The sequence below is a fragment of the Ancylobacter sp. genome, from assembly GCF_965249975.1.
Taxonomy (GTDB): Bacteria; Pseudomonadota; Alphaproteobacteria; order Rhizobiales; family Xanthobacteraceae; genus Ancylobacter.
Window position 1 is genome coordinate 357,567 of sequence record NZ_CBDFNE010000003.1, and the last position, 20,186, is coordinate 377,752.

A 20,186-nucleotide genomic window follows, 5' to 3' on the forward strand; every position below is an offset into this window, starting at 1 on the left:
CTCAGCCCGGCAGCAGGGCGGAGATGACCCGCCCGCCGCGCTGCAGGGTCACGCGCCACGCGCGGACCGGTGTGCGGGTGATCCGCTGCAAATCGGCCGTGGTCGTGATGGCGGTACCATTGATGTCCATGATGACATCGCCGACGCGGAAACTGGTCCGCTCGGCCGGCGAGCCTTCTTCAACCGCCACAATGACGACGCCCTTGGTGACATCCAGCGTGCGCATTTCCTCCATCACCGCCGGCGAGACGTTGACGACCTTCGCCCCTGCGAGCGGCGAGCGCCCGGTGAGCGTGATTTCATCGCGCGGAACCGTCTCCGGCGCAGTTTCCAGCGCCACCTTCAGTGCCGCCGGCTTGCCTTGGCGGACGATGCCAAGGTCGACCGAACCGCCAAGCGGACGGGTGGCGAAGCGGAAGCCGAAGGCGTCGGGATCGTCCACCTCCTGACCTGCGACGGCAACGATGAGATCGCCCGCCCGCAGCCCGGCCTTCTCGGCCGGACTGCCGGGGAAAACGCTCTGCACCAACGCGCCGGTTGGCCGTGTCACGTCGAGCCCCTCGGCGATGTCGGGCGTAACCTGCTGTAGGTCCGCTCCCAGCCACGGCCGGCGCACCACCTTGCTACCTGAAAGCGCCGATTGCAGCACAACCCGCACCATATCGGCGGGAATGGCGAAACCGATGCCCTGCGACCCGCCCGATCGCGAGAAGATCGCCGTATTGATGCCGACTACACGGCCCGCGCCGTCCACCAGCGCGCCGCCGGAGTTACCCGGATTGATCGCCGCGTCGGTTTGGATGAAGAAGCCATAATCGGTGATCCCGCGTTGGGTGCGGGACAGCGCAGAGACAATGCCCTGGGTCACCGTCTGCCCCACCCCGAACGGATTGCCGATCGCAAGGACGATGTCGCCCACCTGAAGGTCATCAGACGAGCCGAGAGTCGCCGACGGGAAGTCGCCCTTGCCACCCTTGATCTGAAGAATGGCGATATCGGTGCGGGCATCACGCAGCACCACTTCGGCATCGAACTCGCGCTTGTCCGACAGCGCGATGCGAATTTCGTCGGCGCCGTCGATGACATGGTTGTTGGTGACGACGATTCCCGACCGATCCACCAACACCCCGGAGCCGAGCGACTGCTCGACACGCTCACGGCGCCGGTCGAAGCCGGGCACATCCGGCGAGCCCCGATCGCCGAAGAAGCGGCGGAAGAAGGGGTCGTCGAGCAGTGGGTTGTTCCGCGGCGCCGTCTTCTGCGCATAGACATTGACGATGGCTGGCGCGGTGCGCGCCACCACCGGCGCAAAGCTCAGGCCGATCTCCGCCCGAGACGCCGGCACGCGCGGACCGCCGGCAGCCGGTGCCTGCGCCAAAGCGGGGGTGACGAGGAGAGTGGAAGCGACGAGAAGAGCGATCCGTTTCATGGCGCCAGATATAACCCTCGCCCTGCGGCGGAGAAAGGGCAGCGGCCCCTTCGCCATCCCCACGCATCACCAAAAAGGAAAAGGGGCGGTCAAGCCGCCCCTTTCCGCATTCAATGTCGAAGCTTGCCGCTCAGGCAGCAGCGGCTTCCGCCGCCTTGGCCGCCTCGTGGCGGGCCAGATCGGCAGCGCCCTTGGCCGACTCGTCGCGATCGACCAGCTCGATCACAGCAATGGCCGCCGAATCGCCATGGCGGAAGCCCGCCTTGATGATGCGGGTGTAACCGCCATTGCGCTCCTTGTAGCGCGGCCCAATCACGTCGAACAGCTTGCGGACGACCGCGACGTCGCGGACTTCGGCGATCGCCTGACGGCGGGCGTGCAGGCCGCCCCGCTTGCCGAGGGTGATCAGCTTCTCCACCACCGGGCGAAGATCCTTCGCCTTCGGCAGAGTGGTGACGATCTGCTCATGGGTGATGAGCGCCTGCGCCATATTGGCAAACATCGCCTTGCGGTGCTCGGCGGTGCGGTTGAACTTACGATACGTCTTGCCGTGGTTCATGGCAAAATTCCTAAATGCGGCGGCTTTCGAGCCGGGAGATACGGATGACGGCTCGAACGCCGCGCTCAATGCTCAATAATGATCTTCGAACCGCTTGGCGAGATCCTCGATGTTCTCCGGCGGCCAGCCCGGCACTTCCATGCCGAGATGCAGGCCCATGCTGGCGAGCACTTCCTTGATCTCGTTCAGCGACTTGCGGCCGAAGTTCGGGGTACGGAGCATCTCCGCCTCGGTCTTCTGGATCAGGTCGCCGATATAGACGATGTTGTCGTTCTTCAGGCAGTTCGCCGAACGCACCGAGAGCTCCAGCTCGTCCACCTTCTTGAGCAGCGCCGGGTTGAAAGGCAGCTCCTGCATAACAGGGCTTTCCGTTTCGCGCTTCGGCTCTTCGAAGTTGACGAAGATTTCCAGCTGGTCCTGCAGAATGCGCGCGGCATAGGCGAGCGCATCCTCCGGACCGACCGAGCCGTTGGTCTCGATGGTCAGGGTCAGCTTGTCATAGTCGAGAATCTGGCCCTCGCGGGTGTTCTCGACCTTGTAGGAGACCTTCTTGACCGGCGAATAGAGGCTATCGACGGGGATGAGGCCGATCGGCGCGTCCTCGGGACGGTTGCGGTCGGCCGCCACATAGCCCTTGCCGGTATCGACGGTGAATTCCATGCGGATTTCGGCGCCGTCGTCGAGCGTGCACAGCACGAGCTCGGGGTTCAGCACCTGCACATCGCCCACGGTCTGGATGTCGCCAGCGGTGACGACGCCCGGACCCTGCTTCTTCACGACCATGCGCTTGGGGCCATCGCCAGCCATCTTGATGGCAATGTCCTTGATGTTCAGGACGATGTCCGTCACGTCCTCACGCACGCCCGGGATCGACGAGAACTCGTGCAGCACCCCATCAATATGCACGGACGTCACCGCAGCGCCCTGGAGCGACGACAGCAGGATGCGGCGCAGCGCATTGCCGAGCGTCTGCCCGAAGCCGCGCTCGAGCGGCTCGGCGACGACAGTCGCCAGGCGCTTCGGGTCGCTGCCGAGCGAGACTTCAAGCTTCTCGGGCTTGATCAGCTCTTGCCAGTTCTTTTGAATCACGACGTCACCCTTGGTTTCGACGGTGCCCCGGACTCCCTGCCCGGCAACATCCCCTCAGCGGCGAAGGGAAGGCCCGAAGCAGCGGCCCCTGCGGCGCCCGAGGCGCCGCTGGATGATTAGGCGTCAGACGCGCCGACGCTTGCGCGGACGGCAGCCATTGTGCGGGATCGGCGTCACGTCGCGGATCGACGTCACGGTGAAACCCGCCGCCTGGAAAGCCCGCAGCGCCGACTCGCGCCCCGAACCGGGACCGGAAACTTCGACCTCGATGGTGCGCATGCCGTGATCGGCCGCCTTGCGGGCGCAATCCTCGGCCGCAACCTGCGCCGCATACGGCGTGGACTTACGCGACCCCTTGAAGCCCATGGCGCCCGCCGACGACCAGGCAATGGTGTTGCCTTGCGCGTCGGTGATGGTGATCATGGTGTTGTTGAACGACGCATTCACATGCGCAACGCCGGAAGCAATGTTCTTGCGCTCACGGCGCTTAATGCGGGCAGCTTCTTTAGCCATAGACTTTGGATCCTTCGGGCGCGCCCGTCATTCCAGGCGCTCGGGACATCAGTGGAAACGAATGCGCCGGCCGCACGCGGCGCCGGCGCGGAAAAGCGGGCTCGCGCCCGCTCCCCTCACTTCTTCTTGCCGGCGATCGCCTTGGCCGGACCCTTGCGGGTGCGGGCATTGGTGTGGGTCCGCTGACCGCGCACAGGCAGGCCGCGCCGATGGCGCAGGCCACGATAGCAGCCAAGGTCCATCAGACGCTTGATGTTCATCGACACTTCGCGGCGCAGATCGCCCTCGACGAGATAATCGCGATCGATGGTCTCGCGGATCTGCAGCACTTCCTGGTCGGTGAGCTGGTTCACGCGACGGTCGAGGGGAATGCCGACCTTCTCAACGATATCGGCTGCGTTCTTGGCGCCGATGCCGTGAATGTACTGAAGCGCAATGATGACGCGCTTGTTGGTCGGGATGTTAACGCCTGCAATACGAGCCACGTCGCTCTCTCCATGTGGACCGGCGAACCGGTGATGACAATGCTCCGCGCCGGTGGAGGCCGGCCCTTGCGGAGATACGCACGAGGCCGCCCGACATCCGCGACGTGATGTCGATCGGCGGCACCCGCTTGAGTGAAGCGCGGCACATAGAGCGATTCCGCTCTGATGTCAAGCCGCGCAAAAACCTCACGCCAATTCGAGGACGTCGGCAATCGCCTTGGTGACCTCGTCAATCGGCTTCATCCCGTCGATGGTCGCTAGCATGCCGCGCTCGGCATAGTAGGGAGCGACGACCGCGGTATCGCGATTGAAGGCCTCGAGCCGGGTCTTGAAGACTTCCGGATCGTCGTCCTTACGAACCGGCTCGCCGCGCGCCGCCGTCTCCTTGGCGCGCTGGACGATCCGGTCGACCAGCTTGGTCTGGTCAACCTTCAGTTCGATCACCGCGTCGAGCTTCAGGCCCTTCTCCGCCAGAATGCGGTCGAGAGCCTCAGCCTGTGCGACAGTGCGCGGAAAGCCGTCGAGGATGAACCCCTTGGCGCAATCCGCCTGATCGATCCGATCAGAGATGATGCCGATCACGATCTCGTCCGAGACCAAGTTCCCGGCGTCCATCACCGCCTTGGCCTTCAGGCCGATCGGCGTCTCATTACGAACCGCCTCGCGCAGCATGTCGCCGGTCGAAAGCTGCACGATACCGTGCCGCGCCACCAGTCGCTGCGCTTGGGTGCCCTTCCCCGCGCCCGGAGGTCCGAGCAGTATAAGCCTCATCGGCGCTTCCCCCTGAGCTTGGCCTTCTTGACCAGCCCCTCATATTGATGCGCCAGCAAATGACCCTGAACCTGGGCCACCGTATCCATCGTCACGCTGACCACGATCAGCAGCGAGGTTCCGCCGAAGTAGAAAGGGACCGCGGCGTAGGAGATGAGAATCTCCGGGAAGAGGCACACAATCGCAAGGTAAGCCGCACCGATGACCGTGATGCGAGTCAGCACATAGTCGATGTACTCGGCAGTCCGCTCGCCCGGGCGGATGCCCGGAATGAAGCCGCCATGCTTCTTCAGATTGTCCGCCGTCTCGGTCGGGTTGAACACGATCGCGGTGTAGAAGAAGCAGAAGAACACGATCAGTAGCACATAGAGCAGCATGAAAAGCGGCTGCCCGTGTCCGATCAACGTGGTCACCGTCGTCAGCCACGCCGGGCCCGAGTTCTGCATGAAGCTCGCAACCGTGGTCGGGATCAGCAGCAGTGAAGAGGCGAAAATCGGAGGAATCACGCCCGACGTGTTCAGCTTCAGCGGCAGGTGCGAGGACTGACCCTCATACACCTTATTGCCGACCTGGCGCTTGGGGTACTGGATCAGCAACCGGCGCTGGGCCCGCTCCATGAACACGATGAACATGATGATCCCAGCGGCCATCAGGATCACAGCGAGGATGATGCCGGTGGACAGCGCCCCCTGCCGACCCAGCTCGAGCGTGTTGGCGATCGCCGAGGGCAGTTCCGCCACGATGCCGGCGAAGATGATGAGCGAGATGCCGTTGCCAATGCCGCGCGAGGTGATCTGCTCGCCGAGCCACATCAGGAACATCGTGCCGCCGGTCAGCGTGACGACAGTCGAAATGCGGAAGAACCAGCCCGGATCCGAGACGACGGCTCCGGATCCTTCAAGGCCGACGGCGATGCCATAGGACTGGAAGACCGCGAGCACCACCGTCAGGTAACGGGTGTACTGATTGATCATCTTGCGGCCGGACTCGCCCTCCTTCTTCAGCGCTTCCAGCGTCGGCGAGACGGTGGTCAGCAGCTGAATGATGATGGAGGCGGAGATGTACGGCATGATGTTCAGGGCAAAAATCGCCATGCGCGAGACGGCGCCGCCCGAGAACATGTTGAAGAGGCCGATGATGCCCTGCTGCGCCGTACGAAACACGTCGGCGAGCGCGTCGGGATTGATCCCCGGCATCGGAATGTAGGTGCCCAGCCGATAAACGAGAAGCGCACCCAGGGTGAACCAGATGCGCTTCTTCAGTTCGTCGGCTTTTGCCAGAGCACCGAAGTTGAGGTTTGCCGCGAGCTGTTCTGCTGCCGAGGCCATGGTGGCTCCGCTCCTCGTCTGTGCCCTGTAAGTTTAGTACGGCCTGACTTAAGCGTCAGGCCGCCGTCTCGCCAGCCTCGGCCTTGGACGCAAGCAGCGTCACCTGGCCGCCGGCCTTCTCGATCGCTTCCACCGCAGACTTGGTGGCGTGGGCAACTTCCAGCGTGACCTTGGCGGTCAGTTCGCCGGAACCCAGCACGCGCACGCCGTCCTTGGCGCGGCGCAGAACGCCGGCTTCGACGAGCGACGCCTGAGTGATGGTCGCCTTGCCATCCAGCTTGCCGGCGTCAATCGCGGTCTGGATGCGGCCGAGAGACACCTCGTTCCAGTCCAGCGCGAAGATGTTCGTGAAGCCGCGCTTGGGCAGACGACGATGGATCGGCATCTGGCCGCCCTCGAAGCCCTTGATCGCGACGCCGGTGCGCGAGGTCTGACCCTTCACGCCGCGACCCGCGGTCTTGCCCTTGCCCGAACCGATGCCGCGGCCGACGCGCATACGCTTCTTGCGCGCGCCGGAATTGTCCTTGATCTCGTTAAGGCTGCTCATCGCCAGTCTCCTACAGCGCCGTCACGCTTCGACGACGCGGACGAGGTGGCGGACCTTGTAGATCATGCCACGCACGGCCGGGGTGTCTTCAAGCGTCGAGCGACGCCCGAGCTTGTTGAGGCCGAGACCGATCAGCGTCGCGCGCTGAGCCTCGGGGCGGCGGATCGGGCTGCCGGTCTGTTCGACCGTGACCGTATTGGTGCTGTTCGCCATGATTAGCTTCCCTACCTCTCAGGCGTCAGTCGGTCGCTTCAGCGTCGTCAACACGACGGCGCGACTGAAGCTGCGACACCTTGAGGCTACGACGCGCCGCGACGAGACGCGGGCTGTCCTGGTTCTTCAGGGCCTCGAAGGTCGCACGGACCATGTTGTACGGGTTGGACGAGCCGAACGACTTCGCCACCACGTCCTGCATGCCAAGCGTCTCGAACACCGCGCGCATCGGGCCGCCGGCGATGATGCCGGTACCAGCCGGAGCCGCGCGCAGGATCACCTTGCCGGCGCCGTGATGGCCATGCACGTCATGATGCAGCGTACGGCCTTCGCGCAGCGGCACGCGGATCAGCGCACGCTTGGCGGCTTCCGTCGCCTTGCGGATCGCTTCCGGCACTTCACGGGCCTTACCGTGACCGAAACCGACGCGACCCTTCTGGTCGCCGACAACCACAAGAGCGGCAAAGCCGAAGCGACGGCCACCCTTCACAACCTTCGCGACACGGTTGATGTGGACCAGCTTGTCCACGAACGTGTTGTCGCGATCCTCGCGTTCACGCTCACGTTCACGAGCCATGATCATATCCTTCGTTCTGCGGGGGATCCCGCTCGTGATCTCAGAAGTTGAGACCGCCCTCGCGGGCGGACTCGGCGAGCGCCTTGACGCGGCCGTGATAGATGAAGGCGCCGCGGTCGAAGACCACGTCCTTCACACCGGCTGCGACGGCGCGTTCCGCCACGAGCTTGCCGATCGCCTGGGCCGCCGCGATATCCGCGCCGGTCTTGAGGCTTTCCCGCAGGGTCTTCTCGAGCGTGGAGGCGGACGCAAGCGTCACGCCACGCGCATCGTCAATGATCTGCGCATAGATGTGCTTCGACGAGCGATGCACCGAGAGGCGCGGCCGCCCGTTCGCCGTCGTGCGGAGAGCACGACGGACACGCGCCTTACGGCGCTCGGTAGCGTCCTTGTACTGTGCCATGGTTCGGGTCCGTTACTTCTTCTTGCCTTCCTTGCGGAAGATGAACTCACCCGCGTACTTCACGCCCTTGCCCTTGTAGGGCTCGGGACCGCGATAGTCGCGAATCTCGGCAGCGACCTGGCCGACCTGCTGACGGTCGATGCCGCTGATGACGATCTCGGTCGGCTTCGGCGTCACGATCTGAATCCCTTCCGGGATCGGATAGTTGACGTCATGGCTGAAGCCGAGCGCCAGGCTCAGGCTCTTGCCCTGCACGGCCGCGCGATAGCCGACGCCGCTGATCTCGAGCTTCTTCTCGAAGCCCTTGGTCACGCCTTCGACCAGATTGGCCACGAGCGTGCGGGACAGACCCCACATCGCCTTGTGGCGGTTGGTCTCGCCGTTGAGGGCGAACAGGATGGCCCCGTCCTCCATCTTGACCGAGATCTCGTCGACGACGGTGGTCTCCAGCGTCCCCTTGGGACCCTTGACCTTCACCGTCTGGCCATCGATCGACGCCGTGACGCCGGCCGGAATGGTGATGGGGGCTTTACCGATCTTGGACATGTGCTCTCTCTCCTCCCCGATCAGAAGACCGTGAAGAGGACCTCGCCGCCCACGTTCTTCTCGCGGGCTTCGTGGTCCGCCATCACGCCCTGCGGCGTGGAGACGACAGCGACGCCAAGGCCGTTGGCGACGCGGGGAAGGGTCTTAACGGACGAATAAACCCGCCGACCCGGCTTGGAGACACGCGAAATCTCGCGAATCACCGGCTCGCCATCGAAGTACTTGAGTTCGATCTCGAACTCGGTACGGCCATTGACCGGCTCGGAAGCCGAATAGCCGCGGATGTAGCCTTCGGCCGCAAGAACCTCAAGCACGCTGGCGCGCAGACGCGAACCCGGCGTGGAGATCTTCTCCTTGCGGCGCATCTGCGCGTTGCGGATGCGGGTAATCAGATCGCCGATCGGATCAGTCGTGGACATGGATCGACCCTCCTCACCAGCTCGACTTGACGAGGCCAGGAATCTGGCCCTGGGAACCGAGCTCGCGCAGGGCGATACGGCTCATCTTCAGCTTGCGATAATAGGCGCGGGGGCGGCCGGTGACTTCGCAACGATTGCGAATGCGCACCTTCGCCGAATTGCGCGGCAGTTCCGCCAGCTTGAGAACCGCGGCGAAGCGCTCCTCGATCGGCAGTTCCTTGTTGCTCACCAGGGCCTTCAGACGCGAACGCCGGCCGGCATAGCTCTTCACGAGCTTGCGGCGGTGTTCGTTCTTTTCGACCGAGCTCTTCTTGGCCATATGATCTTGCTCCTAGTCTCCGCGTTTGGGGCTCCGCCCCACAGCCGGAAGGGGATGCTTACTGACGGAACGGAAAGTTGAAGGCCTTCAGAAGCGCGCGCGCCTCTTCGTCCGTCTTCGCCGTCGTGCAGACGATGATGTCCATGCCCCACATCTGATCAACCTTGTCGTAGTTGATCTCGGGGAACACGATATGCTCCTTGATGCCCATGGCGTAGTTGCCACGACCGTCGAAGCTCTTCGGGTTCAGGCCACGGAAGTCGCGGACGCGCGGCAGGGCGATATTCACCAGGCGGTCGACGAATTCGAACATGCGGGTCTTGCGAAGCGTAACCTTCGCGCCGACCGGCTGGTTCTCACGCAGCTTGAAGTTCGAGATCGCCTTGCGGGCACGGGTGACGACCGGCTTCTGGCCGGCGATCAGCGCGAGGTCCCCGGCAGCGGTCTGCACCTTCTTGGTGTCGGCAGTGGCCTCACCAACACCCATGTTGATGACGATCTTCTCGATCGTCGGTACTTCCATGGGGTTCTTGTAGCCGAACTGCTCGATCATCTTCTGACGGACGACAGCCTCATAGAAGGCCTTCATCCGCGGGCTGTAGCTGGTCTCAGCCATCGATCTTCTCCCCCGAGCGCTTGGCGACGCGCACCTTGGTGCCGTCCGCCTGCACAAGGAAACCGACGCGAGTCGGCTTGCCATCCTTCGGATCGGCGAGCGCGATGTTCGACAGGTTGAGCGGGGCCTCCTTGGAGATGATCCCGCCTTCCTGGTTCGCGCTCTGCCGCTGGTGCCGCTTCACGAGGTTGACGCCGCGCACGCGCGCGGTGCCTTCCTTCGGCAGCACCTCGAAAACCTCGCCCGTGCGACCCTTGTCGCGGCCGGTGAGAACGACGACCTTGTCGCCCTTCTTGATCTTAGCGGCCATCAAAGCACCTCCGGCGCCAGCGAGATGATCTTCATGTGGTTCTTGGCGCGGAGCTCGCGCGGGACCGGCCCGAAGATGCGGGTGCCGACCGGCTCCTTGTTGTTGTTGATCAGCACGGCCGCATTGCGGTCGAAGCGGATCACCGAACCATCGACGCGACGGATGTCCTTGGCGGTGCGAACCACAACCGCCTTCATCACGTCGCCCTTTTTCACGCGGCCGCGCGGGATAGCTTCCTTCACCGACACCACGATGATGTCACCGACATGGGCATACTTGCGCTTCGAACCGCCAAGCACCTTGATGCACATGACGCGACGCGCACCGGAATTGTCCGCCACGTCGAGATTGGTCTGCATCTGGATCATGACGCACCTATTTCTCGCAAAAACCGCGCGCAGCCGTCACCGGCGCGCGCCCCTCAATCCCGTTTCCGGGCGCTCAGACTTCAGCCCGCTTCTCGCCCTGGACCACGATCCAGTTCTTGAGCTTGGACAAGGGGCGGTGCTCCTCGATCCAGACGGTGTCGCCTTCCTTCCAAGCGTTCGCCTCGTCATGGGCGTGGTACTTCTTGGAACGGCGGACGGTCTTCTTCAGCAGCGGATGGGTGAAACGGCGCTCGACCCGGACCACGACGGTCTTGTCCTGCTTGTCGCTCACCACGACGCCCTGCAGCAAACGCTTCGGCATCGCCCTCTCCTCACTTAGCCTTGGCCGCGGATGCGGCCTTCTGCGCCTGGATCGTCTTGACCCGCGCGATGTCGCGACGGATCTGACGCACCCGCGCCGTGTTTTCGAGCTGGCCGGTTGCCTTCTGGAAGCGCAGGTTGAACTGCTCCTTCTTAAGGCCCAGCAGCTGGTCCTGCAGCTCGTCGGCGGTCTTCGTCCGAATGTCGGAAGCCTTCGTCATCTGTTCCTCCGTCACTCAGCGATGCGCTCGACGAAACGCGTCTTGATCGGCAGCTTCGCAGCGGCCAGCCGAAGCGCCTCACGGGCGATATCCTGGCTCACGCCATCGATCTCGAACATGATGCGGCCGGGCTTGATCTTGGCGGCCCAATAGTCGGGCGCGCCCTTACCCTTACCCATGCGGACTTCGGTCGGCTTCGAAGACACCGGCACGTCGGGGAAAACGCGAATCCACACCCGGCCCGCACGCTTCATGTGACGGGTGAGCGCGCGACGCGCGGCTTCGATCTGACGCGCGGTAACGCGTTCCGGCTCCATGGCCTTCAGCCCGAACTGGCCGAAATTGAGGTCAGTCCCGCCCTTCGCAACGCCGTGAATACGGCCTTTGAACTGCTTGCGGAACTTCGTGCGCTTTGGTTGCAGCATGTCGCGCCTCTTATTCCTTTATCAATCTGCTCACGCCGCGTCGCGACGCGACGGGCGACCACCCGAGGAATCACCTTCCGCCTGGCGCTTGTCCTGCGCCATCGGATCGTGCTCCAGGATCTCGCCCTTGAAGATCCAGACCTTGACACCGCAGGTGCCGTAGGTCGTGAAGGCGGTGGCCGTACCGTAATCCACGTCCGCGCGCAAGGTGTGAAGCGGCACGCGCCCTTCACGATACCATTCGAGGCGCGCGATTTCCGCGCCGCCGAGGCGGCCGGAGCAGTTGATACGAATACCTTCCGCGCCCAAACGCATCGCCGACTGGACGGCGCGCTTCATGGCGCGGCGGAATGCCACACGGCGCTCAAGCTGCTGGGCAATCGACTCAGCGACGAGGCGCGCATCGATTTCCGGCTTCCGAATCTCGACGATGTTGATGAACACCTCCGAGTTCGTCATCTCGGCGACCTTCTTGCGCAGCTTGTCGATGTCCGCGCCCTTCTTGCCGATCACCACGCCCGGACGAGCCGAGTGGATGGTGACGCGGCACTTCTTGTGCGGACGCTCGATCACGATCTTGGAGACCGCGGCCTGCTTGAGAAGCTTCTGCAGCGCTTCACGGATCTTGATGTCCTCGTGAAGCAGCTGGCCGTACTCGCCCTTGCCCGCGAACCAGCGCGAGTCCCAGGTGCGGTTGATGCCGAGCCGGAGCCCGACCGGGTTGACCTTCTGACCCATCAGGCCTTCTCCTCGACTTCACGCACCACGATGGTGATATGCGAGAACGGCTTTTCGATCCGGCTCGCACGGCCACGGGCGCGGGCCGCGAAGCGCTTCATGACCAGACCCTTGCCGACATGCGCCTCGGCGACGATCAGATCGTCGACATCGAGCTCATGATTGTTCTCGGCATTGGCGATGGCCGACTCCAGGCACTTCTTCACGTCGCCGGCGATCCGCTTGCGCGAGAACTGAAGATCGGCCAGAGCGGTCGCGACCTTCTTGCCCCGGATGAGACCGGCGACGAGGTTGAGCTTCTGGGGGCTGACGCGAAGGTTACGCGCAACCGCCTTGGCTTCCGTATCCGCGAGCGTGCGCGGACGAGCTGCCTTTCCCATGACCCTGCCTCTACTTCCGCTTGGCTTTCTTGTCCGCCGCATGCCCGTAATAGGTACGGGTCGGGGCGAACTCGCCGAACTTGTGGCCCACCATGTCCTCGGAAACCGAAACCGGGACGTGCTTGTTGCCGTTATAGACGCCGAACGTGATCCCCACGAACTGCGGGAGGATGGTGGAACGGCGGCTCCAAATCTTGATGACGTCGTGACGACCCGAGGTGCGCGCGGCATCCGCCTTCTTGAGGAGGTAGCCGTCGACGAACGGACCTTTCCAGACCGATCGAGACATAGTTCAGTTTCCCTCGCTCACTTCTTGCGGGCGTGCCGGCTGGACACGATGAACTTGGTGGTCGACTTGTTCTTCCGGGTCTTCTTGCCCTTGGTGGGGAAACCCCAGGGCGTGACCGGATGACGTCCACCCGAGGTACGGCCTTCGCCGCCACCATGCGGGTGATCGACCGGGTTCATGGTGACACCACGGTTGTGCGGACGACGGCCCAGCCAGCGCTTGCGGCCAGCCTTGCCGAGATTGGTGTTCATGTGGTCCGGGTTCGACACGGCGCCGACCGTACCCATGCACTCGCCATGGACCAGCCGCTGCTCACCCGAATTGAGGCGAACGATGACGTAGCCCTGATCGCGACCGACGATCTGCGCATAGGAGCCGGCGGAACGGGCAATCTGGCCGCCCTTGCCGATCTTCAGCTCGATGTTGTGCACGATCGTGCCCACCGGCAGGTTGCCGAGCGGAGCCGCGTTGCCCGGCTTCACGTCCACGCTCTTGGAGGCGATCACCTGATCGCCAACCGCGAGGCGCTGCGGCGCCAGGATGTAGTTGAGCTCACCGTCCTCATACTTGATGAGGGCGATAAAGGCCGTGCGGTTGGGATCGTACTCGATCCGCTCCACCGTCGCCGCCACATCGCGCTTGGTGCGCTTGAAGTCGACGAGGCGATAGGCCTGCTTGTGCCCGCCGCCACGGAAGCGCACGGTCACCCGGCCGGTGTTGTTGCGGCCGCCCGCCTCCGACTTGCCCTCGGTCAGCGTCTTGACCGGCTTGCCCTTGTACAGGGCGGAGCGGTCGACGATCACCAGCTGGCGGAGGCTCGGCGTTACCGGCTTGAAGGTTTTGAGCGCCATGTCTCTGGTCCCTTAATTCCGGCTCACAGACCCGTCGTGATGTCGATGGAGTGCCCCTCGGCGAGGGTCACGACCGCCTTCTTCACGTCGCTCTGCACGCCCTTGCGGCCCTTGAAGAACTTCGTCTTCCCCTTGCGGACCAGCGTGTTGACGCTCTCGACCTTCACGTCGAAGAGCTTCTCGACCGCTTCCTTGATCTGCGGCTTGGTAGCCGTCAGAGCAACCTTGAAGACGACCTTGTTGTGCTCGGACGCCATCGTGGCCTTCTCGGTGATCACCGGGGACACGATCACGTCGTAGTGGCGCGGATCGAGACTCATTTGAAGCGCGCCTCCAGAGCGTCGACAGCCGCCTTCGTCAGCACCAGGGTCTGACGGCGCAGGATGTCGTAGACGTTGATGCCCTGAACGGGCAGCACGTCGAGATGGGTGACATTGCGCGAGGCGAGGCCGAAATTGGCATCCACCTCGGCGCCGGACACGACCAGGGCGCTCGACAGGCCGAGGCCCGCCAGCCGCTCCTTGAGCAGCTTGGTCTTGGGCTCGGACAGCACGGCGTCATCGAGGACGAGGATCTGCTGGTCCTTGGCCTTCGACGACAGAGCATGCCGCAGAGCGAGCGCACGCACCTTCTTCGGCAGGTCGCTCGCATGGCTGCGAGAGACCGGACCGAACGCCTTGGCGCCGCCGCGGAACTGCGGCGCGGAAGCCGCACCGTGGCGAGCGCCGCCGGTGCCCTTCTGCTTGTACATCTTCCGCTTGGTGCGGTTGACGTCAGCGCGCGAGAGGGTCTGGTGGGTGCCGGCCTGACGGCGCGACAGCTGCCACACCACGCAGCGGTGCAGGATGTCCTGGCGCGGCTCGAGACCGAAAATCTCGTCCGACAGGGTGACGGAACCGGCTTCGGCCCCTTCGAGAGTCTTGACGGCGAGTTCCATCACACGTTCTCCTCGGCCGCAGCCTCGGTCGCGGGCGCAACGTCAGCCGCCGGCTCGCTCGATGCTTCCGCACCAGGGAGACGGAACTTGCCCGGCTTCGGCGCGGCGTCGGGCAGCTTCTTCTTCACCGCGTCAGCGACGATGATCCAGCCACCCTTGTTGCCGGGAACCGCACCCTCGACCGCGATCAGGCCGCGCTCCACATCGGTGAGCACAACCTTGAGGTTCTGGGTCGTCACCGTCTCGTGACCCATGTGGCCCGGCATCTTCTTGTTCTTAAAGGTCTTGCCGGGGTCCTGACGACCACCGGTCGAACCGATCGAACGATGCGAAACCGACACGCCGTGGGTGGCGCGAAGACCACCGAAATTGTGGCGCTTCATACCACCGGCAAAGCCCTTGCCGATGGAGGTGCCCGTCACGTCGACGAACTGGCCGACCACGAAGTGATCGACGGTCAGTTCGGCGCCGACCGGAATGAGGTCGGTTTCCTCGACGCGGAATTCCGCCATCTTGCGCTTCGGCTCAACCTTCGCCACGGCGAAGTGGCCGCGCAGAGCGCGGGTGGTGTTCTGCGGCTTCGCCTGGCCGACGCCGAGCTGCACGGCCGTGTAGCCGTTCTTCTCGAGCGTACGGTGGGCAACCACCTGGCAATTATCGACTTTCAGCACAGTGACCGGAACATGTTCACCTGCATCGTTAAAGATGCGGGTCATGCCGACCTTCTGGGCGATGACGCCTGACCGCATGGCCGTGTCCCTTCGCCTTCTCTCAGAGCTTGATCTCGACGTCGACACCCGCGGCGAGGTCGAGCTTCATCAGCGCGTCCACCGTCTGGGGGGTCGGGTCGACTATGTCCAGCAGACGCTTGTGTGTCCGCATCTCGAACTGCTCACGGGACTTCTTGTCCACGTGGGGAGAACGATTGACCGTGAACTTTTCGATCCGCGTCGGAAGCGGAATAGGCCCGCGAACCTGGGCGCCCGTGCGCTTGGCCGTCGAAACGATTTCGCGCGTCGAGGCATCCAGGATGCGGTGATCGAACGCCTTGAGGCGGATCCGAATATTTTGGCCGTTCATTGACTTCAGGCTCCCAGAGGGCTCGTCAGTCGGGCTCAGTAACGAGCTCCACGAAAAAGGGGCGCAGGCGTTCCCGCGCCCCTCGGGATTGTCGATGTCACTCGATGATGGAGGCGACGACGCCGGCGCCGACGGTGCGGCCGCCTTCGCGGATGGCGAAGCGCAGCTTCTCTTCCATCGCGATCGGAACGATCAGCGCCACGTCAACCGTGATGTTGTCGCCCGGCATCACCATTTCCGTGCCTTCCGGCAGGGTCACGATGCCCGTCACGTCCGTCGTGCGGAAATAGAACTGCGGACGGTAGTTGGTGAAGAACGGCGTGTGGCGGCCGCCCTCTTCCTTCGTCAGGATGTAGGCCTCGGCCTTGAACTTCGTGTGCGGCTTCACCGAACCCGGCTTGCACACGACCTGGCCGCGCTCGACGTCCTCACGCTTCGTGCCGCGGACAAGGATACCGACGTTGTCGCCGGCCTGGCCCTGGTCGAGCAGCTTGCGGAACATTTCCACGCCCGTCACCGTCGTCTTCACCGTCGGGCGGATGCCGACGATCTCGACTTCCTCGCCGACCTTGATCACGCCGCGCTCGACGCGACCGGTCACCACCGTGCCGCGGCCCGAGATCGAGAACACGTCTTCGATCGGCATCAGGAACGGCAGGTCAACCGGACGCTCCGGCTGCGGGATGTAGGCGTCCACCGACTCCATCAGCTTCAGGATGGCGTCGCGGCCGAGCTTGGCATCGCCGTTCTCGAGCGCCACAAGCGCCGAGCCACGGATGATCGGAATGTCGTCGCCCGGGAAGTCGTACTTCGACAGAAGCTCGCGAACCTCGAGCTCCACCAGCTCAAGCAGCTCCTCGTCGTCGACCATGTCGCACTTGTTGAGGAACACCACCAGAGCCGGAACGCCGACCTGACGCGCCAGAAGGATGTGCTCGCGGGTCTGCGGCATCGGGCCGTCCGCCGCCGAAACAACCAGGATAGCGCCGTCCATCTGCGCCGCGCCCGTGATCATGTTCTTCACATAGTCGGCGTGGCCGGGGCAGTCGACATGCGCGTAGTGGCGGTTCGTCGTCTCGTACTCAACGTGAGCGGTCGAGATCGTGATGCCGCGCGCCTTCTCTTCCGGCGCCTTGTCGATCTGGTCGTACGCCGTGAACGTCGCGCCGCCCGTCTCCGCAAGAACCTTCGTGATCGCTGCCGTCAGAGACGTCTTGCCATGGTCAACATGGCCAATCGTCCCGATGTTGCAGTGAGGCTTCGAACGGTTGAACTTCTCTTTGGCCACGGGGCTCTCCGTCGGTCTTATCGATGTTGATACGAAATCGCTTCAGAAACTCAGGCCGACGCTCACGCGTACTTGGCCTGAACTTCCTGAGCGACGTTCGACGGCACCTGCTCGTAGTGGTCGAACTGCATGGTGAAGGTAGCGCGGCCCTGCGAGAAGGACCGGAGCGTGTTGACGTAGCCGAACATGTTGGCGAGCGGCACCATCGCGTTGACGACGTTCGCATTGCCACGCATGTCCTGGCCCTGGATCTGGCCACGACGGGAGTTGAGGTCGCCGATGACCGAACCGGTGTAGTCTTCCGGGGTCACGACCTCGACCTTCATGATCGGCTCCAGCAGCACCGCACCGCCCTTCTGCAGGGCTTCACGGAAAGCGGCACGCGAGGCGATTTCGAAGGCAAGGGCCGACGAGTCGACTTCGTGATAGGCGCCGTCGATCAGGTCGACCTTGACGTCCACCACCGGGAAGCCGGCCAGCACGCCCGAACCGAGCACGCTTTCCAGACCCTTGGTGACGCCGGGGATGTACTCCTTCGGCACCGCGCCGCCGATGATCTTGCTCTCGAATGCGAAGCCCTTGCCGACTTCGTTCGGCTCGACCACGAACTTCACCCGGGCAAACTGACCGGTACCGCCGGTCTGCTTCTTGTGGGTGTAGTCGACTTCGGTCTTGCGGGTGATCGTCTCGCGATAAGCGACCTGCGGCGCGCCGATATTGGCGTCGACCTTATAGGTACGCTTCAGGATATCGACCTTGATGTCGAGGTGCAGTTCGCCCATCCCCTTGAGGATGGTCTGGCCGCTCTCGAAGTCGGTCGACACGCGGAAGGACGGATCCTCAGCGGCGAGCTTCGCGAGAGCGAGGCCCAGCTTTTCCTGGTCGGCCTTGGACTTCGGCTCGATCGCGATCTCGATGACCGGCTCGGGGAACTCCATCTTCTCAAGGATGACAGGCTTGGCCGGGTCGCACAGCGTGTCGCCGGTGCGGACTTCCTTGAGGCCGGCAAGAGCGACGATGTCGCCCGCATAGGCCTCCTTGATGTCCTCGCGGTTGTTCGCATGCATGAGCAGCATGCGACCGACACGCTCCTTCTTGTCGCGGGTCGAGTTCAGGAGGCCCATACCGGTCTCGAGCTTGCCCGAATAAACGCGGCAGAAGGTGATGGTGCCGACGAAGGGGTCGTCCATGATCTTGAACGCGAGGACCGACAGCGGGTCGGAATCGCTCGGGTTGCGGACGGTCTCTTCCTCGGTATCGAAATCGATGCCCTTGATGGCGCCACGGTCGATCGGCGACGGCAGGAAGTCGCACACCGCGTCGAGCAGGGGCTGCACGCCCTTGTTCTTGAACGCCGAGCCGCAGAACACCGGGTTGAACACGCGCCCAATGACGGCCTTCCGGATCAGACCCTTCAGGGTGGCTTCATCGGGCTCGACGCCTTCGAGATAGGCGGACAGGACGTCGTCATCGAGCTCGACAGCCGCTTCGAGCAGCTTGCCGCGATATTCGACGGCCTGATCGAGCAGCTCGGCCGGGATCTCTTCGTCGTGATACTTCGCGCCGAGCTCCTCATTGTCCCACACGACCGCCTTCATGCGGACGAGGTCAATGATGCCCTTGAAGTTGTTCTCGGAACCGATCGGCAGCTGGCAGCAGACCGGCTTGCCGTCCACGCGGTCGATAATCATCTCGACGCAGCGGAAGAAGTCGGCGCCGGTCTTGTCCATCTTGTTGACGAACACGATGCGCGGGACGTTGTACTTGTCGGCCTGGCGCCAGACCGTCTCGGTCTGGGGCTCCACGCCCTGGTTGCCGTCGAGAACGCACACGGCGCCATCGAGCACACGCAGCGAACGCTCGACTTCAATGGTGAAGTCGACGTGGCCGGGGGTGTCGATGATGTTCAGGCGCTTGCCATGCCAGAAAGCAGTCGTCGCGGCCGACGTAATCGTGATGCCGCGCTCCTGCTCCTGGGTCATCCAGTCCATCGTGGCGGCGCCATCATGGACTTCGCCGATCTTGTGGCTCTTGCCGGTGTAATAGAGGATCCGTTCGGTCGTGGTGGTCTTGCCGGCATCAATGTGGGCCATGATGCCGAAGTTGCGGTAGTCTTCGATAGCGTGCGTGCGCGACATATCAGATCCTCGTACCGGCTCTCGTCATCACCAGCGATAGTGAGAGAAGGCCCGGTTGGCCTCCGCCATGCGGTGCGTGTCTTCACGTTTCTTCACGGCGGTGCCGCGATTGTTCGAGGCGTCGAGCAGTTCGCCCGACAGGCGCTCCACCATCGTCTTCTCGTTGCGGGCGCGGGCAGCAATGATCAGCCAGCGAATCGCAAGAGCCTGACGACGCTCGGGGCGCACCTCGACCGGCACCTGGTAGGTCGCGCCGCCGACACGGCGGGAGCGCACCTCGATGGCCGGGCTCACATTGTCGAGCGCCTGGGTGAACACACCCAGCGGCTCCGACTTGGCACGGGTCTCGACGAGGTCGAGCGCGCCGTACACGATCGCCTCGGCGACCGACTTCTTGCCGTCATACATGACGGCGTTCATGAAGCGGCTCAGCACTTCCGACCCGAACTTCGGATCGGGAGTGACTTCACGGCGCTCTGCACGATGACGACGGGACATCGCTCAAATCCTCACTTCGGCCGCTTGGCGCCGTACTTCGACCGGCGCTGCTTGCGGTTCTTGACGCCCTGCGTATCGAGCACGCCGCGCAGGATGTGATAGCGCACGCCAGGAAGATCCTTGACGCGGCCGCCGCGGATCATCACCACGGAGTGTTCCTGCAGGTTATGCCCCTCGCCGGGGATGTAACCGATGACTTCGTAGCCATTGGTCAAACGAACCTTCGCGACCTTACGAAGCGCCGAGTTCGGCTTCTTCGGGGTCGTCGTATAGACGCGGGTGCAAACGCCGCGCTTCTGCGGGCTGGCCTGCAGCGCCGGAACCTTGTTCCGGGCCTTCTGGGCTTCCCGCGGCTTGCGGATCAGCTGGTTGATCGTCGGCACGTGTCTCGCCTTCGTCTCGCTGCGCTGGAACAGGAATGTCCCGCGCTAACCCAATTTCCGCGGCCACAACCGCATTCTTCTCTCGACGGATCGGAACAGTCAGCACATACCGAGCTATCTGCGAACGAAAGAAGCGCCGCCGGCC

Annotated in this window: 32 protein-coding genes; all 32 read right to left on the reverse strand. The window is 63.7% G+C overall.

What is annotated here, in order from left to right; translation table 11 throughout:
• Position 1: 1 nt before the first annotated feature.
• Entirely contained in the window at positions 2-1,429 is a 1,428-nt protein-coding gene (locus tag ACP2AH_RS01905; protein ID WP_425104273.1) for a DegQ family serine endoprotease, read from the reverse strand.
• 130 nt (positions 1,430-1,559) lie between these two features.
• Positions 1,560-1,988 (reverse strand): 50S ribosomal protein L17, encoded by a 429-nt coding sequence (rplQ, locus tag ACP2AH_RS01910; protein ID WP_244376902.1) that lies wholly within the window; start codon positions 1,986-1,988, stop codon positions 1,560-1,562.
• A gap of 72 nt (positions 1,989-2,060) precedes the next feature.
• Positions 2,061-3,077, reverse strand: a complete 1,017-nt coding sequence (locus ACP2AH_RS01915) for a DNA-directed RNA polymerase subunit alpha (protein WP_307017049.1) — start codon at positions 3,075-3,077, stop codon at positions 2,061-2,063.
• A gap of 123 nt (positions 3,078-3,200) precedes the next feature.
• A complete protein-coding gene (rpsK, locus tag ACP2AH_RS01920) occupies positions 3,201-3,590 on the reverse strand; it encodes a 30S ribosomal protein S11 (RefSeq protein WP_018390623.1) in 390 nt (129 codons plus the stop codon).
• A 116-nt stretch (positions 3,591-3,706) separates the two neighbouring features.
• Complete coding sequence (rpsM, locus tag ACP2AH_RS01925) at positions 3,707-4,075, reverse strand: 30S ribosomal protein S13 (protein WP_244376904.1); 369 nt, start codon at positions 4,073-4,075, stop codon at positions 3,707-3,709.
• Positions 4,076-4,261: 186 nt separating this feature from the next.
• The gene (locus tag ACP2AH_RS01930) at positions 4,262-4,846 is read right to left on the reverse strand and encodes an adenylate kinase (protein ID WP_244376905.1); all 585 of its coding nucleotides are present in this window, start codon (positions 4,844-4,846) and stop codon (positions 4,262-4,264) included.
• Positions 4,843-6,174 (reverse strand): preprotein translocase subunit SecY, encoded by a 1,332-nt coding sequence (gene secY, locus ACP2AH_RS01935; protein WP_425104274.1) that lies wholly within the window; start codon positions 6,172-6,174, stop codon positions 4,843-4,845. Before secY ends, ACP2AH_RS01930 begins: the two co-directional genes overlap by 4 nt.
• A 55-nt stretch (positions 6,175-6,229) precedes the next feature.
• Positions 6,230-6,721: a 50S ribosomal protein L15 gene (gene rplO, locus ACP2AH_RS01940; protein WP_244376907.1), complete on the reverse strand. Its 492-nt coding sequence runs from the start codon at positions 6,719-6,721 to the stop codon at positions 6,230-6,232.
• Positions 6,722-6,742: 21 nt separating this feature from the next.
• Positions 6,743-6,934: a 50S ribosomal protein L30 gene (gene rpmD, locus ACP2AH_RS01945; RefSeq protein ID WP_018390618.1), complete on the reverse strand. Its 192-nt coding sequence runs from the start codon at positions 6,932-6,934 to the stop codon at positions 6,743-6,745.
• Positions 6,935-6,959: 25 nt separating this feature from the next.
• Complete coding sequence (gene rpsE, locus ACP2AH_RS01950; RefSeq protein WP_013166279.1) at positions 6,960-7,511, reverse strand: 30S ribosomal protein S5; 552 nt, start codon at positions 7,509-7,511, stop codon at positions 6,960-6,962.
• A gap of 40 nt (positions 7,512-7,551) precedes the next feature.
• On the reverse strand, positions 7,552-7,914 hold the full coding sequence (gene rplR, locus ACP2AH_RS01955; protein ID WP_244376908.1) for a 50S ribosomal protein L18: 363 nt from the start codon (positions 7,912-7,914) through the stop codon (positions 7,552-7,554).
• Between the two features lie 12 nt (positions 7,915-7,926).
• A complete protein-coding gene (rplF, locus tag ACP2AH_RS01960; protein ID WP_244376909.1) occupies positions 7,927-8,460 on the reverse strand; it encodes a 50S ribosomal protein L6 in 534 nt (177 codons plus the stop codon).
• A gap of 20 nt (positions 8,461-8,480) precedes the next feature.
• Positions 8,481-8,879 (reverse strand): 30S ribosomal protein S8, encoded by a 399-nt coding sequence (gene rpsH, locus ACP2AH_RS01965; protein WP_244376910.1) that lies wholly within the window; start codon positions 8,877-8,879, stop codon positions 8,481-8,483.
• Between the two features lie 13 nt (positions 8,880-8,892).
• Positions 8,893-9,198, reverse strand: coding sequence for a 30S ribosomal protein S14 (gene rpsN / locus ACP2AH_RS01970; RefSeq protein WP_244376911.1), 306 nt, complete (start codon positions 9,196-9,198; stop codon positions 8,893-8,895).
• A 58-nt stretch (positions 9,199-9,256) separates the two neighbouring features.
• The gene (rplE, locus tag ACP2AH_RS01975) at positions 9,257-9,814 is read right to left on the reverse strand and encodes a 50S ribosomal protein L5 (protein ID WP_421697481.1); all 558 of its coding nucleotides are present in this window, start codon (positions 9,812-9,814) and stop codon (positions 9,257-9,259) included.
• A complete protein-coding gene (gene rplX / locus ACP2AH_RS01980) occupies positions 9,807-10,124 on the reverse strand; it encodes a 50S ribosomal protein L24 (RefSeq protein ID WP_244376912.1) in 318 nt (105 codons plus the stop codon). Before rplX ends, rplE begins: the two co-directional genes overlap by 8 nt.
• On the reverse strand, positions 10,124-10,492 hold the full coding sequence (gene rplN, locus ACP2AH_RS01985) for a 50S ribosomal protein L14 (protein WP_018390610.1): 369 nt from the start codon (positions 10,490-10,492) through the stop codon (positions 10,124-10,126). The genes rplX and rplN overlap by 1 nt, the downstream gene beginning before the upstream one ends.
• A 73-nt stretch (positions 10,493-10,565) precedes the next feature.
• The gene (gene rpsQ, locus ACP2AH_RS01990; RefSeq protein WP_244376913.1) at positions 10,566-10,814 is read right to left on the reverse strand and encodes a 30S ribosomal protein S17; all 249 of its coding nucleotides are present in this window, start codon (positions 10,812-10,814) and stop codon (positions 10,566-10,568) included.
• Positions 10,815-10,824: 10 nt separating this feature from the next.
• The gene (rpmC, locus tag ACP2AH_RS01995) at positions 10,825-11,034 is read right to left on the reverse strand and encodes a 50S ribosomal protein L29 (RefSeq protein ID WP_244376914.1); all 210 of its coding nucleotides are present in this window, start codon (positions 11,032-11,034) and stop codon (positions 10,825-10,827) included.
• An 11-nt stretch (positions 11,035-11,045) separates the two neighbouring features.
• Positions 11,046-11,459, reverse strand: a complete 414-nt coding sequence (gene rplP / locus ACP2AH_RS02000) for a 50S ribosomal protein L16 (RefSeq protein ID WP_244376915.1) — start codon at positions 11,457-11,459, stop codon at positions 11,046-11,048.
• A gap of 30 nt (positions 11,460-11,489) precedes the next feature.
• Complete coding sequence (gene rpsC / locus ACP2AH_RS02005; RefSeq protein ID WP_244376916.1) at positions 11,490-12,197, reverse strand: 30S ribosomal protein S3; 708 nt, start codon at positions 12,195-12,197, stop codon at positions 11,490-11,492.
• Positions 12,197-12,577 (reverse strand): 50S ribosomal protein L22, encoded by a 381-nt coding sequence (rplV, locus tag ACP2AH_RS02010; RefSeq protein ID WP_018390605.1) that lies wholly within the window; start codon positions 12,575-12,577, stop codon positions 12,197-12,199. Before rplV ends, rpsC begins: the two co-directional genes overlap by 1 nt.
• A 10-nt stretch (positions 12,578-12,587) precedes the next feature.
• The gene (gene rpsS / locus ACP2AH_RS02015; RefSeq protein ID WP_131835104.1) at positions 12,588-12,866 is read right to left on the reverse strand and encodes a 30S ribosomal protein S19; all 279 of its coding nucleotides are present in this window, start codon (positions 12,864-12,866) and stop codon (positions 12,588-12,590) included.
• Between the two features lie 17 nt (positions 12,867-12,883).
• Positions 12,884-13,717: a 50S ribosomal protein L2 gene (gene rplB / locus ACP2AH_RS02020; RefSeq protein ID WP_244376917.1), complete on the reverse strand. Its 834-nt coding sequence runs from the start codon at positions 13,715-13,717 to the stop codon at positions 12,884-12,886.
• Between the two features lie 23 nt (positions 13,718-13,740).
• Positions 13,741-14,037, reverse strand: a complete 297-nt coding sequence (locus ACP2AH_RS02025) for a 50S ribosomal protein L23 (protein ID WP_244376918.1) — start codon at positions 14,035-14,037, stop codon at positions 13,741-13,743.
• Entirely contained in the window at positions 14,034-14,654 is a 621-nt protein-coding gene (gene rplD / locus ACP2AH_RS02030) for a 50S ribosomal protein L4 (RefSeq protein WP_425104275.1), read from the reverse strand. The genes ACP2AH_RS02025 and rplD overlap by 4 nt, the downstream gene beginning before the upstream one ends.
• Positions 14,654-15,403 (reverse strand): 50S ribosomal protein L3, encoded by a 750-nt coding sequence (rplC, locus tag ACP2AH_RS02035; RefSeq protein ID WP_307017035.1) that lies wholly within the window; start codon positions 15,401-15,403, stop codon positions 14,654-14,656. The genes rplD and rplC overlap by 1 nt, the downstream gene beginning before the upstream one ends.
• Before the next feature lie 22 nt (positions 15,404-15,425).
• Positions 15,426-15,734, reverse strand: a complete 309-nt coding sequence (gene rpsJ, locus ACP2AH_RS02040) for a 30S ribosomal protein S10 (protein ID WP_013166261.1) — start codon at positions 15,732-15,734, stop codon at positions 15,426-15,428.
• Between the two features lie 97 nt (positions 15,735-15,831).
• Entirely contained in the window at positions 15,832-17,022 is a 1,191-nt protein-coding gene (gene tuf / locus ACP2AH_RS02045; protein WP_244376921.1) for an elongation factor Tu, read from the reverse strand.
• A 62-nt stretch (positions 17,023-17,084) separates the two neighbouring features.
• Positions 17,085-19,160, reverse strand: a complete 2,076-nt coding sequence (gene fusA, locus ACP2AH_RS02050; RefSeq protein ID WP_425104276.1) for an elongation factor G — start codon at positions 19,158-19,160, stop codon at positions 17,085-17,087.
• A gap of 27 nt (positions 19,161-19,187) precedes the next feature.
• Entirely contained in the window at positions 19,188-19,658 is a 471-nt protein-coding gene (gene rpsG / locus ACP2AH_RS02055) for a 30S ribosomal protein S7 (RefSeq protein WP_425104277.1), read from the reverse strand.
• A gap of 11 nt (positions 19,659-19,669) precedes the next feature.
• A complete protein-coding gene (gene rpsL, locus ACP2AH_RS02060) occupies positions 19,670-20,041 on the reverse strand; it encodes a 30S ribosomal protein S12 (RefSeq protein WP_018390597.1) in 372 nt (123 codons plus the stop codon).
• Positions 20,042-20,186: the final 145 nt, after the last annotated feature.

Excerpts from the sequence above, each read along its gene's own strand:
- ACP2AH_RS01905 (WP_425104273.1), bottom strand. The coding sequence starts at position 1,429 with ATGAAACGGATCGCTCTTCTCGTCGCTTCCACTCTCCTCGTCACCCCC.
- rplQ (WP_244376902.1), bottom strand. The coding sequence starts at position 1,988 with ATGAACCACGGCAAGACGTATCGTAAGTTCAACCGCACCGCCGAGCAC.
- rpsK (WP_018390623.1), bottom strand. The coding sequence starts at position 3,590 with ATGGCTAAAGAAGCTGCCCGCATTAAGCGCCGTGAGCGCAAGAACATT.
- ACP2AH_RS01930 (WP_244376905.1), bottom strand. The coding sequence starts at position 4,846 with ATGAGGCTTATACTGCTCGGACCTCCGGGCGCGGGGAAGGGCACCCAA.
- secY (WP_425104274.1), bottom strand. The coding sequence starts at position 6,174 with ATGGCCTCGGCAGCAGAACAGCTCGCGGCAAACCTCAACTTCGGTGCT.
- rplO (WP_244376907.1), bottom strand. The coding sequence starts at position 6,721 with ATGAGCAGCCTTAACGAGATCAAGGACAATTCCGGCGCGCGCAAGAAG.
- rpmD (WP_018390618.1), bottom strand. The coding sequence starts at position 6,934 with ATGGCGAACAGCACCAATACGGTCACGGTCGAACAGACCGGCAGCCCG.
- rpsE (WP_013166279.1), bottom strand. The coding sequence starts at position 7,511 with ATGGCTCGTGAACGTGAGCGTGAACGCGAGGATCGCGACAACACGTTC.
- rplR (WP_244376908.1), bottom strand. The coding sequence starts at position 7,914 with ATGGCACAGTACAAGGACGCTACCGAGCGCCGTAAGGCGCGTGTCCGT.
- rplF (WP_244376909.1), bottom strand. The coding sequence starts at position 8,460 with ATGTCCAAGATCGGTAAAGCCCCCATCACCATTCCGGCCGGCGTCACG.
- rpsH (WP_244376910.1), bottom strand. The coding sequence starts at position 8,879 with ATGTCCACGACTGATCCGATCGGCGATCTGATTACCCGCATCCGCAAC.
- rpsN (WP_244376911.1), bottom strand. The coding sequence starts at position 9,198 with ATGGCCAAGAAGAGCTCGGTCGAAAAGAACGAACACCGCCGCAAGCTC.
- rplE (WP_421697481.1), bottom strand. The coding sequence starts at position 9,814 with ATGGCTGAGACCAGCTACAGCCCGCGGATGAAGGCCTTCTATGAGGCT.
- rplX (WP_244376912.1), bottom strand. The coding sequence starts at position 10,124 with ATGGCCGCTAAGATCAAGAAGGGCGACAAGGTCGTCGTTCTCACCGGC.
- rplN (WP_018390610.1), bottom strand. The coding sequence starts at position 10,492 with ATGATCCAGATGCAGACCAATCTCGACGTGGCGGACAATTCCGGTGCG.
- rpsQ (WP_244376913.1), bottom strand. The coding sequence starts at position 10,814 with ATGCCGAAGCGTTTGCTGCAGGGCGTCGTGGTGAGCGACAAGCAGGAC.
- rpmC (WP_244376914.1), bottom strand. The coding sequence starts at position 11,034 with ATGACGAAGGCTTCCGACATTCGGACGAAGACCGCCGACGAGCTGCAG.
- rplP (WP_244376915.1), bottom strand. The coding sequence starts at position 11,459 with ATGCTGCAACCAAAGCGCACGAAGTTCCGCAAGCAGTTCAAAGGCCGT.
- rpsC (WP_244376916.1), bottom strand. The coding sequence starts at position 12,197 with ATGGGTCAGAAGGTCAACCCGGTCGGGCTCCGGCTCGGCATCAACCGC.
- rplV (WP_018390605.1), bottom strand. The coding sequence starts at position 12,577 with ATGGGAAAGGCAGCTCGTCCGCGCACGCTCGCGGATACGGAAGCCAAG.
- rpsS (WP_131835104.1), bottom strand. The coding sequence starts at position 12,866 with ATGTCTCGATCGGTCTGGAAAGGTCCGTTCGTCGACGGCTACCTCCTC.
- rplB (WP_244376917.1), bottom strand. The coding sequence starts at position 13,717 with ATGGCGCTCAAAACCTTCAAGCCGGTAACGCCGAGCCTCCGCCAGCTG.
- ACP2AH_RS02025 (WP_244376918.1), bottom strand. The coding sequence starts at position 14,037 with ATGAGTCTCGATCCGCGCCACTACGACGTGATCGTGTCCCCGGTGATC.
- rplD (WP_425104275.1), bottom strand. The coding sequence starts at position 14,654 with ATGGAACTCGCCGTCAAGACTCTCGAAGGGGCCGAAGCCGGTTCCGTC.
- rplC (WP_307017035.1), bottom strand. The coding sequence starts at position 15,403 with ATGCGGTCAGGCGTCATCGCCCAGAAGGTCGGCATGACCCGCATCTTT.
- rpsJ (WP_013166261.1), bottom strand. The coding sequence starts at position 15,734 with ATGAACGGCCAAAATATTCGGATCCGCCTCAAGGCGTTCGATCACCGC.
- fusA (WP_425104276.1), bottom strand. The coding sequence starts at position 19,160 with ATGTCGCGCACGCACGCTATCGAAGACTACCGCAACTTCGGCATCATG.
- rpsG (WP_425104277.1), bottom strand. The coding sequence starts at position 19,658 with ATGTCCCGTCGTCATCGTGCAGAGCGCCGTGAAGTCACTCCCGATCCG.